Raw genomic sequence first — 14,877 nt, 5'->3', positions numbered from 1 at the left:
CCCGTCAACCGCACGCGGAAAGGACGCTGAGGCAAGCATGCGTATCCAGGACACTCCCGAGGAATGGCCGGTCACCGCCACCGCCACGCCGTTCACCGGCAACAAGACGAGCGTGCGCACCGACGAGGTGGAGATGCCCGACGGCAGCCGGGTCAACCGCGACTACCAGGTCCACCCCGGCTCCGTCGCCATCCTCGCCCTGGACGAGGACGGCCGCGTGATCGTGCTGCGGCAGTACCGGCACCCGGTCCGTCAGCGGCTGTGGGAGATCCCGGCCGGTCTCCTTGACATCCCGGGTGAGAACCCGCTGCACGCCGCTCAGCGGGAGTTGTACGAGGAGGCGCACGTCAAGGCCGAGGACTGGCGTGTCCTGATCGACGTCTACACCTCGCCCGGCGGCTCCGACGAGGCCGTACGGATCTTCCTGGCCCGGGAGATCTCCGCGGCCGAGGGCGAGCGGTTCGAGGTCTCCGAGGAGGAGGCCGACATGGAGCTGGCCCGGGTGTCCCTGGAGGAGCTGGTGCGCGGCGCGCTCGCGGGCGAGCTGCACAACACCTGCCTCGCGATGGGCGCGCTGGCGCTGCAGGCCGCGCTCTCCGGCGACGGTATCGACGCCCTCCGCCCGGCTGACGCCTCCTGGCCGGCCCGCCCCTTCGCGGCGTAGACCCGCCTGAACGGCGCGTGCCCGCTGAACGGCGCGTGCCCATGGAATGGCGCAGACCCACTGATGTGACGCATACGCTCCACCCGGTCCCGGCGAAGAAGATCCGATGGAGTGATTTTCGGTACGTGCCATGGGTCTGGAGTGCCGGGTACCTGACGCGGAGTGAACTACGCTCATAGTGACCCCGGCCGCAGTGGCGCGGCGGGCTCGTAAGCGCAGGTGGACGGGAGTGGGCCCGTGGCGGAGCAGGCGGTCGACACCGAGGGGGAGCCGACGGCCCCAAGGAAGCGGCAACCGCCGTCCGCCACGCCCGCTTCGTCCGCTTCCGGCCGTCCGGCGGAGGCCCGTCCCGATCGTTCACCGGAGGACCGCCCCCACCGTTCGCCGGAGGACCCGGTGCCCTCGTCCGACACCCCGCCGCGGCAGCGCTCCGCGGCCGGGCGCGCGGACGCCCGGGACGGCGGGGTGTGGAGCGGGGCGACCCGGGCCGTGCTGTTCGCGGCGGCGGCGACCGTGGGGCGGGGGTTCGCCGGGCGGCGGCGGGAGCTGCTCTCGCTGCGGGCCGATATCGAGCGCGCGGGCCTGGACACCCTCGCAGGACGTAAGGCCGCCCGCAGCCGGGTGCTGCTGATCGCGGGCCGCCCCGGCTGGGGCCGTACGGCGCTGGCCGAGGAACTCGCCCGGCGGCTCGCCGACGACTACCCCGACGGCGTGCTCAGCGCTCGGCTGACGACCTCCGCCGGAGACCCCGTACCCACCGAGCGCACCGCCCGTGAGCTGCTCGGACGGCTCGGCGTGACCGCCCCGCCGGGCGCGGATGAGGACGACCTGAGCGAGGCGCTGCGCACGGCGCTGGACGGCAAGCGGGTGCTGTTGCTGCTCGACGACGTGGCCGGTGCCGGGCAGGTGGACGCCTTACTGCCCGACGAGCCCGACTGCCTGGTGGTCGCCGTCTCGCGCGGCCCGCTGACCGGGGTGCCGGATGTGCGGCCGTGCACGGTGGGCGGGCTGGATGTGAGCGCGGCGGTCGGGCTGCTGGCGCAGTACACCGGCCCCACCCGGATCACCTGCGATCCGGTGGCCGCGCAATCCCTCGTCGAGGAGTGCGCGGGCCAGCCCGCCGCGCTCGTCCTGGTCGGCGGCTGGCTCGCCGCCCGCCCTCAGGCGTCGGTCGCCGACGCGCTCGCCCGGCTGCGCGAACTGCCGCCGGACGACGGTGATCTCGACCATGGCGCCCGCCCGCTGATCCGCGCCTTCCGGCTGGCCTATGCCGCGCTGCCGTCCGCCGCCGCCCGGATGCTGCGGCTGCTGGTGCTGGCGCCCGGCGGATCGACCGACGCCCAGACCGCCTCCGCGCTGGCCGGATGCTCGGTGGCGGACGGCGAGGCGGCGCTGGAGGGCTTCGCCGCGTACGGGATGCTGCGTCCGCGCGGGCCGGGCGACTACCAGGTGCCCGGCTGTCTCGATCCGCTGCTGCGGGAGCGGCTGGCTGCCGAGGAGCGCCCGGCGGAGGTGGAGCTGGCGCGGGCGCGGATGCTGGAGCGCGCCGTACGGCAGCTGCACGCGTGCCGACTGGCCGCCGAGCCCGCCGGTTCGCCGGGCCGCAAGAAGCTGGCCGGGATGCCGAAGCCGCTGCGCTTTTCGTCGTCGGTCCAGGCGGCGCAGTGGCTCGAGGCCCGGCTGCCCACGCTGATCGAGGCCGCCCGGCTGGCCGTGCAGACCGGTGAACTCGACACCCTGGCACGGCGGTTGGTGGCCGCGCTCACCCACGCCCTCACCGCTCACCGGGGTGCCGAGGGCGCCGCGGTGGAGCTGTACGGGCTGCATGAGCTGGTACTGGACGTGGCCCGGCGCCGCGACCTGCCGGTGGAGCGGGCGGCCGCGCTGCTGAATCTGGGCGATCTGGACGGCGGGGCGGGCCGGGTGGACCAGGCCCTCGCGCGGTACAAGAGCGCCCTGGAGGCCGCCCGCGCGTCGGGCGATCCGTATACGACCGGGCGGGCGCTGGAGTCGATCGGCGGCATGTACCAGGAGCTGGAGGACTGGCACCGGGCGGCCGACTGGTACGGACGCGCCCTGGAGCTGCGGCTGAGCCGTCGCGATCTGTCCGCGGCCGCCCGGATGTACGCACGGCTCGGCACCGTCCACGGCTACGCCGGGCAGTGGGGCGAGGCGTTGCGCGACTGGCGCGCCGCCGCGGCCGCCTGCCGCCGGGCGGGGGACCGGCCGGGGTACGCACGGGCACTCAGCGGCGCCGCGGGCGCCCAGGAGCGCACCGGGCGGCCGAGGGATGCGCTGCGCACCTGGACGGAGGCCGCCGCGGCCGCCCGGACCTGCGGTGACACCGGCCTGCACGCCGATCTGGCGCACCACGCGGCGGACGCGATGGACCGGCTCGGTGGGGACCCGGCAGTGGCTCGGTCGCTGCGGCGCACCGCCCGTAAGAGGGCCACGGAGGGAGCGGAGGACACGCGTCCGACACCTCGGAGTGGCGAAGGAACCCCCGCTGACCTACGAAATCGGTAGTGGTCTTCCAAAAGATTGATGCATTGCAAGGCTAGACAGCGCGACGTCCTTCATTAGACTGGCCGTACCGCGATTGTTGCGGTCGTCTCCGGCATGCGGACGCGTTCCGGTTTGCCTGTCTATGGTCGATGGTGTAGCGACCGTGGCCAGCTATGGCGATATGTTCCTTTCCCCCCCCCATTCAAGGACCGTGATCGACGTGAAGGTCGGTATCCCCCGCGAGGTCAAGAACAACGAGTTCCGTGTGGCCATCACCCCCGCCGGTGTGCACGAGCTGGTCCGAGGCGGCCATGAGGTCGTCGTGGAGCAGAGCGCGGGCCTCGGCTCCTCCATCACGGACGAGGAGTACACCGCCGCCGGTGCGCGCATCCTCGACACCGCCGACGAGGTCTGGGCCACCGCCGACCTGCTGCTGAAGGTCAAGGAGCCCGTCGCGGAGGAGTACCACCGGATGCGCAAGGGCCAGACGCTCTTCACCTATCTGCATCTGGCCGCCTCCCGGGCCTGCACGGACGCGCTGCTGGAGTCCGGCACCACCGCCATCGCCTACGAGACCGTCGAGACCGCGAACCGCGCCCTGCCGCTGCTCGCGCCGATGTCCGAGGTCGCGGGCCGGATCGCGCCGCAGGTCGGCGCGTACCACCTGATGCGCTCGGCCGGCGGCCGTGGTGTGCTGCCCGCCGGGGTGCCGGGTGTGGCCGCCGCGCGGGCCGTGGTCATCGGCGGTGGCGTCTCCGGGTGGAACGCCGCCCAGATCGCCATCGGCATGGGCTTCCACGTCACCCTGCTGGACAAGGACATCAACAAGCTGCGCGAGGCCGACCGGATCTTCGGCACCCGGGTGCAGACCATCGCCTCCAACGCCTTCGAGCTGGAGAAGGCCGTCCTCGAGGCCGACCTGGTCATCGGCGCGGTGCTGATCCCGGGCGCCAAGGCGCCCAAGCTGGTCACCAACGAGCTGGTGTCCCGGATGAAGCCGGGAAGTGTCCTTGTCGACATCGCGATCGACCAGGGCGGCTGCTTCGAGGACTCCCGCCCCACCACCCACGCCGAGCCGACCTTCGCGGTCCACGACTCGGTCTTCTACTGCGTCGCGAACATGCCCGGCGCGGTGCCGAACACCTCCACCCACGCGCTCACCAACGCGACGCTCCCGTACATCGTGGAACTGGCCAACCGCGGCTGGCGGGACGCGCTGCGCCGGGACGCCGCGCTGGCCAAGGGGCTCAACACCCATGAGGGACAGGTCGTCTACGGCCCGGTCGCCGAGGCGCACGACCTGCCCACGGTCGAACTGAGCTCGCTGATCGGCTGAATGACGCTCGGAGTTCACCGGCCCGGCCGCCGGGGCGGTGAACTCCGGTTGCCGGACGGTCAACCCGAACCGTCAACCACATGTCAACCATGGGCATCCGGCCGGGTCTTGTCGAAGGATGAGGCCCGGCCGAAGGTGTGTCCGCTGCGCCCCGTATCGCGTGCGGCCCACAGCTCGACCAACTCGCCCTCATTGTACCTATTCAGACGCTTTATCCGGCGGTGAAATCTCCGCGGCGCCGTTCACACGCCCTTGACATCGGGGTGTTTGATTGCCGACACATCATGCCGTGTCCGGTGGATTGTGTTGCTGAGGACCGCCGACACGCCATAGAGTCGCCAACCGTCGGCATGGTGTCACGCTGACCTATAGAGAAATTTCCTGGTCACCAAGGAGGTAGGACGACTTGTGAATGAGTCGACATTTTCTCCCGGGGGTGGTCAACCAGGACCGGCTGCGCGGGGCCAGGGCCCCTCGGGGCTCGAGGCTGTCGGCTCCGTCGCTGTCCGTACCTTCGCAACCCACCAGAGCCCGACGACAGCCCACCAGAGCCACAGCATGGACGGCCATCACGTGAACGCCATGGCCGGCGACCAGGGGGGCACGGATCCCGCCCGCTTCGCCGACTACGACGACCTCCCCGACGGGCACTTCTACGACCCGGACGCGGAGTACGAGCCAGATCCCGAATACGCGGCCACGCTCGCGCCCGACGCTGCCCGCCAGCGCCGCGAGCGGATCGGCCCCACCGGGCGCCCGCTGCCGTACTTCCCGATCCCGGGGCCGCTGACCGATCACGGTCCAGCGAAGATCATCGCGATGTGCAACCAGAAGGGCGGGGTCGGTAAGACCACCTCCACCATCAACCTGGGCGCGGCCCTGGCCGAATACGGCCGCCGGGTGCTGCTCGTCGACTTCGACCCGCAGGGCGCCCTGTCGGTCGGCCTCGGGGTCAACCCGATGGAGCTCGACCTCACGGTCTACAACCTGCTCATGGAGCGGGGCATGTCGGCCGACGAGGTGCTGCTGAAGACGGCCGTGCCCAACATGGACCTGCTCCCCAGCAATATCGACTTGTCGGCCGCCGAGGTGCAGCTGGTGAGCGAGGTCGCCCGGGAGTCGACCCTGCAGCGCGCCCTCAAGCCGCTGATGGCCGACTACGACTACATCGTCATCGACTGCCAGCCCTCGCTCGGTCTGCTCACCGTCAACGCGCTCACCGCGGCGCACAAGGTGATCGTGCCGCTGGAGTGCGAGTTCTTCGCGCTGCGCGGTGTGGCGTTGCTCACGGAGACGATCGAGAAGGTCCAGGAGCGGCTCAACCCCGACCTGGAGCTGGACGGCATCCTCGCCACGATGTACGACTCGCGCACCGTGCACAGCCGTGAGGTCCTCGCCCGTGTGGTCGAGGCGTTCGACGATCACGTCTACCACACGGTCATCGGCCGCACGGTCCGCTTCCCCGAGACCACGGTCGCGGGCGAGCCGATCACCACGTACGCGTCCAACTCCGTCGGTGCCGCCGCCTATCGCCAGCTCGCCAGGGAGGTGCTCGCCCGGTGTCACGCCGAGTGAGTCTGCCGGGAGCCGACGAACTGTTCCGCACCACCGGAGGGATGGGGCTCCAGTCCTCCGCTCCCGCCTCCGGGCGCCGCCAGGCGAACGGCGAGGGCCCCCGGGTGCCGCCGCCCGCCGCCGACCCCGACGCCGAGCCTCGGGAAGGGCAGGAGCAGCGCCCGGACGGTGAGCAGTCCGGCTCGGGCGAACACACGGGACGCGAGACGGCGGCCTCCCAGGACGCGGTGGGCGAGCGGCGCCCCGGGGCCGGGGACCGGCCCAAGGGCCGCCAGGCGCAGGGCGGTTCGGCCGCGGCCGAACCGAGCGGCCAGGCCCGCCGCCGCGCCCGGGCGGCGAACCGCCGGCCCAGCGGGCGCGAGCGCCACGACGAGAAGATCACGGTCTATGTCTCCGCCGAGGAGCTGATGGACCTCGAGCACGCGCGGCTGGTGCTCCGCGGCGAGCACGGGCTCGCCGTCGACCGCGGCCGGATCGTCCGCGAGGCGGTCGCGGTCGTCCTCGCCGACCTCGAGTCGCGCGGCGACGCGAGCATCCTGGTGCGCCGCCTCCGCGGCCGTTGACCGGGCCGGGCGATAGCCTGCCCGGTCGTACGGGCTGCCCCGCCCGGCCCTGAGCACCCTGGACCGCGATGCCGACGAACGACGACTCCGCCCCGCCGCCCCGCCCCCCTCGCCGCACCCTCGGCCGAGGCCCCGGCGCGGCGCTCCCCGACACGGGCCCGGACCGTCCCTCGGAGCGTCCCCCCGCGCCCCCGCGGCCGCAGACGGCCTCTCAGCGTCCCGCGCCGCCGCCGCCCGAGCCGACCTCACCCCTGGCGCCCGGAGAGCCGCAGGGAGGCGCTCACGCGGCGCGTGGGGCTACTGCTGAGCCGTCCGTCGAGCCTGGGGCACGCGAGGCGGCGCCGGGCACCGCTGAGCCGGAGGCCGAGCCTGAGGCAGACGAGAGGGCTCGTGAGAGACGCGCCGCGCCGGACGCGGAGCCCGGGGCACATGAGGCGGTACCGGAGCGAAGCGCCGCGCCGGACGCCGAGCCCGAGCCGCCCCCGGCGGTCACCGAGTCCGCTGCCCCGGTCCCGGTGGTCACCGAGTCCGCCGTCCCGGCCCCGGTGGTCACCGTGCCCGCCGTCCCGGAAGAGCAGGCCGTGCCGAGGGGCGAGCCGGAGCCGGTGCATGCGCGGGCCGACCTCGATGGGGCGCCCTCCGGGGGCGGGCACGGTGGCGACGCGGCCGGGTCCGGGTCCGGGGCCGGGAGCGACGCGGGTGACGGGATCGAGGCGAGCGGCGGGAGTGACACCGGTGGCGGGTCCGGCCGGGGTGAGGCGCAAGGTAGCGAGGCGCAGGCCGAGGACGGCGGCAATCGGTTCACCGTGCGGCTGGACAACTTCGAGGGGCCCTTCGACCTCCTCCTCCAGCTGATCTCCAAGCACAAGCTGGACGTCACCGAGGTCGCCCTGTCCAAGGTCACCGACGAGTTCATGGCCTATATCCGCGCCATGGGGCCGGACTGGGACCTCGACCAGACCACCGAGTTCCTCGTCGTCGCGGCGACCTTGCTGGACCTCAAGGCGGCCCGCCTGCTGCCGGCCGCCGAGGTCGAGGACGAGGCGGACCTGGCCCTGCTGGATGCGCGCGACCTGCTTTTCGCGCGGCTGCTCCAGTACCGCGCGTACAAGCAGATCGCGGACATCTTCAATGACCGGCTGATCGCCGAGGCCGCCCGTTACCCCCGTACGGTCGGTCTGGAGCCGCACCACGCCGAGCTGCTCCCCGACGTCGTCATCAGCATCGGTCCCGAGGGCTTCGCCAAGCTGGCCGTCAAGGCGATGCAGGCCAAGCCCAAGCCGCAGGTCTACATCGACCACATCCACGCCCCGCTGGTCAGCGTCCGGGAGCAGGCCGAGGTGGTGGTCGCGCGGCTGCGGGAACTGGGGGAGGCCACCTTCGGCACGCTCACCGAGGACGCTCCCGACGTCCTTACGGTCGTCGCGCGCTTCCTGGCGCTCCTGGAGCTCTACCGCGAGCGCGCGGTCCTGCTCGATCAGCCGGAGGCGCTCGGGTCGCTCATGGTCCGCTGGACGGGCGAGGCGGGGCGGGAGCCGCTGGTCACCGACGAGTTCGACCAGGAGGCCCAGGCCAAACCCCAGGCGGAGTCCCAGGACGAGCCCCGTAAGGAGACGGCCACGCCGGAGCCGGAGAAGGAGAAGGAGGAGGTACCGAGTTGAGCGAGCAACGGACACCCGCCGGGCTCTCCGAGGTCGCCGAGCTGGACCTCAAGCCCGCCCTGGAGGCCGTCCTCATGGTCGTCGACGAGCCCGCCACCGAGGAACACCTCGCCAAGGTGCTGGCGCGGCCGCGCCGCGCCGTCGCGGACGCGCTGCGCGAGCTGGCCGACGAGTACGCGACACAGGGCCGGGGCTTCGAGCTGCGGCTGGTCGCGGGCGGCTGGCGCTACTACACGCGCCCGGCCTACGCCGCCGCCGTCGAGGGGTTCGTCCTGGACGGCCAGCAGGCCCGGCTCACCCAGGCCGCTTTGGAAACCCTCGCGGTGGTCGCGTACCGTCAGCCGGTCAGCCGTTCCCGTGTCTCGGCCGTCCGCGGTGTCAACTGCGACGGCGTGATGCGGACCCTCCTGCAGCGGGGACTGGTCGAGGAGGCGGGCACGGAACCCGAAACAGGTGCGATCCTGTACAGGACGACGAACTACTTCCTGGAGCGGATGGGCCTGCGAGGGCTGGACGAGCTTCCGGAGCTCGCGCCGTTCCTCCCCGAGGCGGACGCGGTCGAGGGCGAGTCCCAGGAGGGCGTGCCGTCGTTCGATCCGGACGCCATCGACAGCGATGACGCGCACGACGACGTAGAACACCGAGCCCGTAGCGGCCACTCTCAGACGGAAACTTGATGCGAAGCAGCGGCAGGAACAGCAGGGGCAGCGGCAGCGGTAGCGGCGGCAACAACTACCGGGGCGCGGGGAACCGGCGCGACGAGCAGCAGCCGCGCGCCGGCCGCCCCCGCCCCGAGGAGCGCCGCTACGACGTGGGCGGCGGCTCCCAGGCGGGCCCCGGCCCCAAGGCGGGTCCCAAGGGAGGCTCCCAGGGCGGCCCCAAGGGAGGCCCCAAGGGAGGCCCCAAGGGCGGCGCGGCCAAGAGCGGTGCCCCCAAGGGCGTCGGCGGCCGCGGCCGCAAGCCGAACGCCCCGGCCCGCCCGCGCGAGTACGAGGCGCAGATGGAGGAGCGCAACCGCGCCCGCCACGACAAGCCGCGGGTCGCGCTGCCCAAGACCTTCGGCGAGGTGGAGGGTGAGCGGCTGCAGAAGGTCCTCGCCCGCGCCGGGATGGGCTCGCGCCGCGCCTGTGAGGAGCTGATCGACCAGGCCCGGGTCGAGGTCAACGGCAAGATCGTGACCGAGCAGGGGCTGCGCGTCGACCCCGAGAAGGACGAGATCAAGGTCGACGGGCTGACCGTGGCCACCCAGTCGTACCTCTTCTTCGCGCTGAACAAGCCCGCCGGTGTCGTCTCCACCATGGAGGACCCCGACGGCCGCCAGTGCCTGGGCGACTATGTGACCAACCGCGAGACCCGGCTCTTCCACGTCGGCCGGCTCGACACCGAGACCGAGGGCATCATCCTGCTCACCAACCACGGTGAGCTGGCCCACCGCCTCACCCACCCCCGCTACGGCGTGAAGAAGACCTATCTCGCCGCCATCCAGGGCCCGCTCCCGCGCGACCTCGGCAAGCGGCTCAAGAGCGGCATCGAGCTGGAGGACGGCTACGCCCGCGCCGACCACTTCCGTGTGGTGCAGAACACCGGCAAGAACTATCTGGTCGAGGTGAGCCTGCACGAGGGCCGCAAGCACATCGTGCGGCGGATGCTCGCCGAGGCCGGCTTCCCGGTCGACAAGCTGGTGCGGACGGCCTTCGGCCCGATCGCGCTCGGCGACCAGAAGTCCGGCTGGCTGCGCCGGATGACCAACACCGAGGTCGGCATGCTGATGCGCGAGGTCGACCTCTGAGGACTGCGGGCCCCTTTGAGGCCCGGGAGCGCTGACGGCCCCGGCCGTCGGCGGCCCGCCGCGTCTCGCCCAGCGGTCGCCCCGGGAGCCTGTCGGACCCGCTCGTTACGCTGATCGGGAGTGCGGCCGACGACGCGGCCGCGCCCGACGCACGACAGGCACAGCGCGCACAGGGAGCGAGACGTGGCGGTACGAGCGGTCCGCGGGGCGGTCCAGCTGGAGCGGGACGAGCCGGAGCACATGCAGGAGCAGGTCTCCGCGCTGCTGACGGCCGTCCTGGGGCGCAATGCCCTCGACCCCGACGATCTGATCAGCGTCTGGTTCACGGCCACCCCCGATCTGCACAGCGACTTCCCCGCGGCCGCCGCCCGCAAGCTGGGCATCACCGACGTGCCGCTGATCTGCGCCCAGGAGCTGGACATCGCGGGGGCGATGCCCCGTGTCGTCCGCGTCCTGGCGCATATCGAGACCTCCCTGCCCAAGTCCGAGATCGCCCATGTCTACCTCGGCGCCGCCGCCGCCCTCCGCAAGGACATCGCCCAATGAGAACCGCGCTCGTCATCGGCACCGGCCTGATCGGCACCTCCGCCGCGCTGGCCCTGGCCGGCCGCGGCGTCCAGGTGCACCTCGCCGACCATGACGCGGACCAGGCCCGCACCGCCGAGGCGCTCGGCGCCGGGACACAGGGCGAGCCCGAGGGGCCCGTGGACCTGGCGATCGTCGCCGTGCCGCCGGCGTACGTGGCCGGGACGGTGGCCGATGTACTGCGCCGCGGCATGGCCCGCGGGGTGCTGGACGTCGCGAGCGTCAAGGGCGGCCCGCGCCGCGAGCTGGAGGCCCTCGGCTGCGATCTGACCCGCTACATCGGCACGCATCCGATGGCGGGCCGGGAGCGCTCCGGGCCGCTGGCCGCCACCGCCGACCTCTTCGAGGGGCGGCCCTGGGTGCTCACGCCCACCGGCGGCACCGACACCGAGGTGCTCAACCTCGCGCTCGAGCTCGTCGCGCTGTGCCGGGCCGTGCCCGTGGTGATGGAGGACGAGGCCCACGACCGGGCGGTGGCGCTCGTCTCGCACACCCCGCACCTGCTGTCCAGCATGGTCGCCGCGCGGCTGCAGGACGCCGATGAGACGGCGGTGCGGCTGTGCGGGCAGGGCATCCGCGACGTGACCCGGATCGCGGCCTCCGACCCCGCCATGTGGATCGACATCCTCTCCGCCAACCCCGGCCCGGTCGCCGATGTGCTCGCCGCCGTCGCCTCCGACCTCGACGAGACGGTGCGGGCGCTGCGCGCGCTCCAGTCCGCCGACGAGGCCAAGCGCGGCGACGGCACGGCCGGTATCGAGGACGTGCTGCGCCGGGGCAACGCCGGGCGCGAGCGGGTGCCGGGCAAGCACGGCGCCGCCTCGGCCGTCTATGAGACCGTGACGGTGCTCATCGGCGACCAGCCGGGCGAGCTGGCCCGGATCTTCGCCGACGCGGGCCGGGCGGGTGTCAACATCGAGGACGTCCGGATCGAGCACGCCACCGGCCAGCAGTCCGGGCTGATCCAGCTGATGGTCGAGCCCTCGGCGGCCCCGGGGCTCACCAAGGCCCTGCGGGAGCGGGGATGGTCCATCCGGCAGTAGCGGCGGAGCCGGCCGCCGGGTGCCCCCGGGAGGACCGAGGCCGTCCACAGGGGTGCGAAGCCGCCCGTGGGAAGCCAGTAACCTTGTCCGAGGCTCACATGGCCCGTTCAACTCAGCCCCGTGCACACGAAAGGTGTCTGTCACCGTGGAAACCGCCGCCCGGACCGCCCCGGCAGCAGTGATTGTCGCGATCGACGGCCCCGCAGGCACGGGTAAGTCCAGTACCTCGAAGGCCGTCGCCGCCAAGCTGGGCCTGGGCTACCTGGACACCGGCGCCCAGTACCGGGCGATCACCTGGTGGATGGTGACCAACGGCATCGACGTGGATGACGCCGTCGCCGTGGCCGACGCCGCCGCCAAGCCCCACATCGTCTCCGGGATCGACCCGGCCGCCCCGACGATCAGCGTCGACGGCACCGATGTCTCCGGGCCGATCCGCACCCAGGAGGTCACCTCACGGGTCAGCGCGGTCAGCGCGGTGCCCGAGGTGCGGGCCGTGATCACCGAGCTGCAGCGGACCATCGCCGCCGAGGCGCCGCGCGGCATCGTGGTCGAGGGCCGGGACATCGGCACCACGGTCCTCCCGGGCGCCGACATCAAGATCTTCCTGACCGCCTCCCCGGAGGTCCGGGCGGCCCGCCGCAGCGGTGAGCTGAAGGGCAAGGAGGCCGCCGACCTGGCGGCCACCCAGGCAGCCCTGGCCAAGCGGGACGCCCTGGACTCCGGCCGTAAGACCTCGCCGCTCGCCAAGGCGGACGACGCGGTCGAGGTGGACACCTCCGAACTCACCCTCGACCAGGTCATCGAGTGCGTCGTCACTCTCGTCGAGGAGAAGCGGACGGTCGCGTGAGCGCCATCGACGCGACGCTTCCCAGCGCGGCCGGGGCCGTCGTGGCGCGGCGGATCGGCATCGGCCTGATGTACGGGCTGTGGCGGCCCCGGGTGCTGGGCGCATGGCGGATCCCGTCCGCCGGGCCCGTCATCCTCGCGGGGAACCACTCCCACAACATCGACGGCCCGATGCTGATCGGCACCTCGCCGCGGCCGGTGCACTTCCTGGTCAAGAAGGAGGCGTTCGTCGGCCCGCTGGACCCGTTCCTGCGCGGTATCGGGCAGCTGAAGGTGGACCGTTCGAGCGCCGACCGCGGCGCGATCGGCCAGGCCCTGGGCGTGCTGGCGCGCGGTGGGGTCCTCGGGATCTTCCCGGAGGGCAGCCGCGGCGAGGGCGACTTCGCGTCGCTGCGCTCGGGGCTCGCGTACTTCGCCGTGCGCTCCGGTGCGCCGATCGTGCCGGTGGCGGTGCTCGGCACCGCCACCCCGCGCGGTGGCGACGGGCGGGCCAGGGCGCTGCCCCGGCTGCGCAGCAGGGTCGACGTGGTGTTCGGCGACCCCTTCGAGGCGGGAGACGGAAGCGGCAGGCGGACGCGGGCGGCCCTGGACCAGGCCACCGAGCGTATCCAGAAGCGGCTGGGCGCGCATCTGGGCACCGCCCGGCGGCTGACCGGCCGCCCAGACCAGACATGAGATCCGCGAGCCCTCAGGGGCGGCCGCGGTATTGAGGGACGACGAGGAAATCTTCATGAACGACCAGATCCACAGCGGCGGCGACGAGCACGGGGAGCTTGGCGACGCCGAGTACGCGGAGTTCATGGAGCTCGCCGTGCAAGAGGGCTTCGACCTGGAGGAGGTCGAGGGCGACCTCGCCGCGGCGGGGCACGGCCCGCTGCCGGTGCTGGCCGTCGTCGGCCGCCCCAATGTCGGCAAGTCCACCCTGGTGAACCGGATCCTCGGCCGCCGTGAGGCGGTCGTGGAGGACCGCCCCGGCGTCACCCGCGACCGGGTGACCTACGAGGCCGAATGGTCCGGCCGCCGCTTCAAGGTGGTCGACACCGGCGGCTGGGAGCAGGACGTGCTCGGTCTCGACGCGTCCGTGGCGGCCCAGGCCGAGTTCGCGATCGAGGCCGCCGACGCGGTGGTCTTCGTCGTGGACGCGACGGTGGGCGCCACCGACACCGACGAGGCCGTGGTCAAGCTGCTGCGCCGGGCCGGAAAGCCCGTGGTGCTGTGCGCCAACAAGGTTGACGGGCCCAGCGGCGAGGCGGACGCCGCGATGCTGTGGTCGCTCGGCCTCGGCGAGCCGTACCCGGTCTCCGCGCTGCACGGCCGGGGCACCGGCGACATGCTCGACGCGGTTCTGGAGGCGCTGCCCGAGGCCCCGGCCCAGACCTTCGGTGCGACGCTCGGCGGACCGCGCCGGATCGCCCTGGTCGGCCGCCCGAACGTGGGCAAGTCCTCGCTGCTCAACAAGGTCGCGAACGAGGAGCGGGTGGTCGTCAACGAGTTGGCGGGCACCACCCGCGACCCGGTCGACGAGATCATCGAACTCGGCGGCATCACCTGGAAGTTCGTCGACACCGCCGGTATCCGCCGCCGGGTCCACCTCCAGGAGGGCGCCGACTACTACGCCTCGCTGCGCACCGCGGCCGCCGTGGAGAAGGCGGAGGTCGCGGTGGTGCTGATCGATGCCAGTGAGTCCATCAGCGTCCAGGACCAGCGGATCATCACGATGGCCGTCGAGGCCGGGCGCGCGCTCGTCATCGCGTACAACAAGTGGGACACCCTCGACGAGGAGCGCCGCTACTACCTCGAGCGCGAGATCGAGACGGAGCTGGGGCAGATCCAGTGGGCGCCGCGGGTCAATGTCTCGGCGCGCACCGGCCGCCATATGGAGAAGCTGGTCCCGGCGATCGAGACGGCGCTGGCCGGTTGGGAGACCCGGGTCCCCACCGGGCGGCTCAATTCCTTCCTCGGCGAGATCGTCGCCTCCCATCCGCATCCGATCCGTGGCGGCAAGCAGCCGCGGATCCTGTTCGGGACGCAGGCCGGCACCCGGCCGCCGCGGTTCGTGCTCTTCGCCTCGGGCTTCCTGGAGGCGGGCTACCGCCGCTTCATCGAGCGGCGGCTGCGCGAGGAGTTCGGCTTCGAGGGGACGCCCCTGCAGATCTCGGTGCGGGTGCGCGAAAAGCGCGGCCGCAAGAGGTAACGGCGGCGGCGCGTGGTTGACGCCATCCCGGCCCCGGACGCACTGTCCGGCGGCGGGGCGGCGGCGCTCGGCGCGCTCAGCGGCGGGTCGGTCCCGGCCCGCCGGGCGCGCAT

General features: G+C 72.8%; 13 protein-coding genes. All 13 read left to right on the top strand.

Annotated features, from left to right (window positions below):
• Nucleotides 1–37 precede the first annotated feature (37 nt).
• The 13 genes from AS97_RS12830 to der all read left to right on the top strand — a co-directional run bounded on the left by AS97_RS12830 (nt 38) and on the right by der (nt 14,764).
• Nucleotides 38–664 (top strand): NUDIX hydrolase, encoded by a 627-nt coding sequence (locus AS97_RS12830; protein ID WP_059146879.1) that lies wholly within the window; start codon nt 38–40, stop codon nt 662–664.
• 489 nt (nt 665–1,153) lie between these two features.
• Nucleotides 1,154–3,190, top strand: coding sequence for a tetratricopeptide repeat protein (locus AS97_RS12825; RefSeq protein ID WP_247204802.1), 2,037 nt, complete (start codon nt 1,154–1,156; stop codon nt 3,188–3,190).
• 199 nt (nt 3,191–3,389) lie between these two features.
• Nucleotides 3,390–4,505, top strand: a complete 1,116-nt coding sequence (gene ald, locus AS97_RS12820; protein WP_125760355.1) for an alanine dehydrogenase — start codon at nt 3,390–3,392, stop codon at nt 4,503–4,505.
• Between the two features lie 408 nt (nt 4,506–4,913).
• Complete coding sequence (locus tag AS97_RS12815; RefSeq protein WP_079059634.1) at nt 4,914–6,080, top strand: ParA family protein; 1,167 nt, start codon at nt 4,914–4,916, stop codon at nt 6,078–6,080.
• Nucleotides 6,065–6,643: a hypothetical protein gene (locus AS97_RS12810; protein WP_079059635.1), complete on the top strand. Its 579-nt coding sequence runs from the start codon at nt 6,065–6,067 to the stop codon at nt 6,641–6,643. Before AS97_RS12815 ends, AS97_RS12810 begins: the two co-directional genes overlap by 16 nt.
• A 515-nt stretch (nt 6,644–7,158) precedes the next feature.
• Nucleotides 7,159–8,304, top strand: a complete 1,146-nt coding sequence (locus AS97_RS12805; RefSeq protein ID WP_312847024.1) for a ScpA family protein — start codon at nt 7,159–7,161, stop codon at nt 8,302–8,304.
• Nucleotides 8,301–8,981, top strand: a complete 681-nt coding sequence (gene scpB, locus AS97_RS12800; protein ID WP_059146883.1) for an SMC-Scp complex subunit ScpB — start codon at nt 8,301–8,303, stop codon at nt 8,979–8,981. The genes AS97_RS12805 and scpB overlap by 4 nt, the downstream gene beginning before the upstream one ends.
• Nucleotides 8,981–10,093 carry a pseudouridine synthase gene (locus tag AS97_RS12795; protein WP_125761097.1) on the top strand — a complete coding sequence of 371 codons (1,113 nt, stop codon included), beginning with the start codon at nt 8,981–8,983 and terminating at the stop codon, nt 10,091–10,093. Before scpB ends, AS97_RS12795 begins: the two co-directional genes overlap by 1 nt.
• Nucleotides 10,094–10,276: 183 nt before the next feature.
• Nucleotides 10,277–10,639, top strand: coding sequence for a chorismate mutase (gene aroH, locus AS97_RS12790; protein ID WP_059146885.1), 363 nt, complete (start codon nt 10,277–10,279; stop codon nt 10,637–10,639).
• Nucleotides 10,636–11,721 carry a prephenate dehydrogenase gene (locus AS97_RS12785; RefSeq protein WP_059146886.1) on the top strand — a complete coding sequence of 362 codons (1,086 nt, stop codon included), beginning with the start codon at nt 10,636–10,638 and terminating at the stop codon, nt 11,719–11,721. Before aroH ends, AS97_RS12785 begins: the two co-directional genes overlap by 4 nt.
• A 145-nt stretch (nt 11,722–11,866) precedes the next feature.
• Nucleotides 11,867–12,571 carry a (d)CMP kinase gene (gene cmk, locus AS97_RS12780; protein ID WP_059146887.1) on the top strand — a complete coding sequence of 235 codons (705 nt, stop codon included), beginning with the start codon at nt 11,867–11,869 and terminating at the stop codon, nt 12,569–12,571.
• On the top strand, nt 12,568–13,245 hold the full coding sequence (locus AS97_RS12775) for a lysophospholipid acyltransferase family protein (RefSeq protein ID WP_185930246.1): 678 nt from the start codon (nt 12,568–12,570) through the stop codon (nt 13,243–13,245). Before cmk ends, AS97_RS12775 begins: the two co-directional genes overlap by 4 nt.
• A gap of 55 nt (nt 13,246–13,300) precedes the next feature.
• Entirely contained in the window at nt 13,301–14,764 is a 1,464-nt protein-coding gene (gene der / locus AS97_RS12770; RefSeq protein WP_059146888.1) for a ribosome biogenesis GTPase Der, read from the top strand.
• The last annotated feature ends 113 nt before the right edge of the window (nt 14,765–14,877 follow it).

The organism is Streptomyces sp. AgN23 (assembly GCF_001598115.1).
Classification (GTDB): Bacteria; Actinomycetota; Actinomycetes; order Streptomycetales; family Streptomycetaceae; genus Streptomyces; species Streptomyces antimycoticus.
This window is presented reverse-complemented; position numbering and strand designations above follow the sequence as displayed.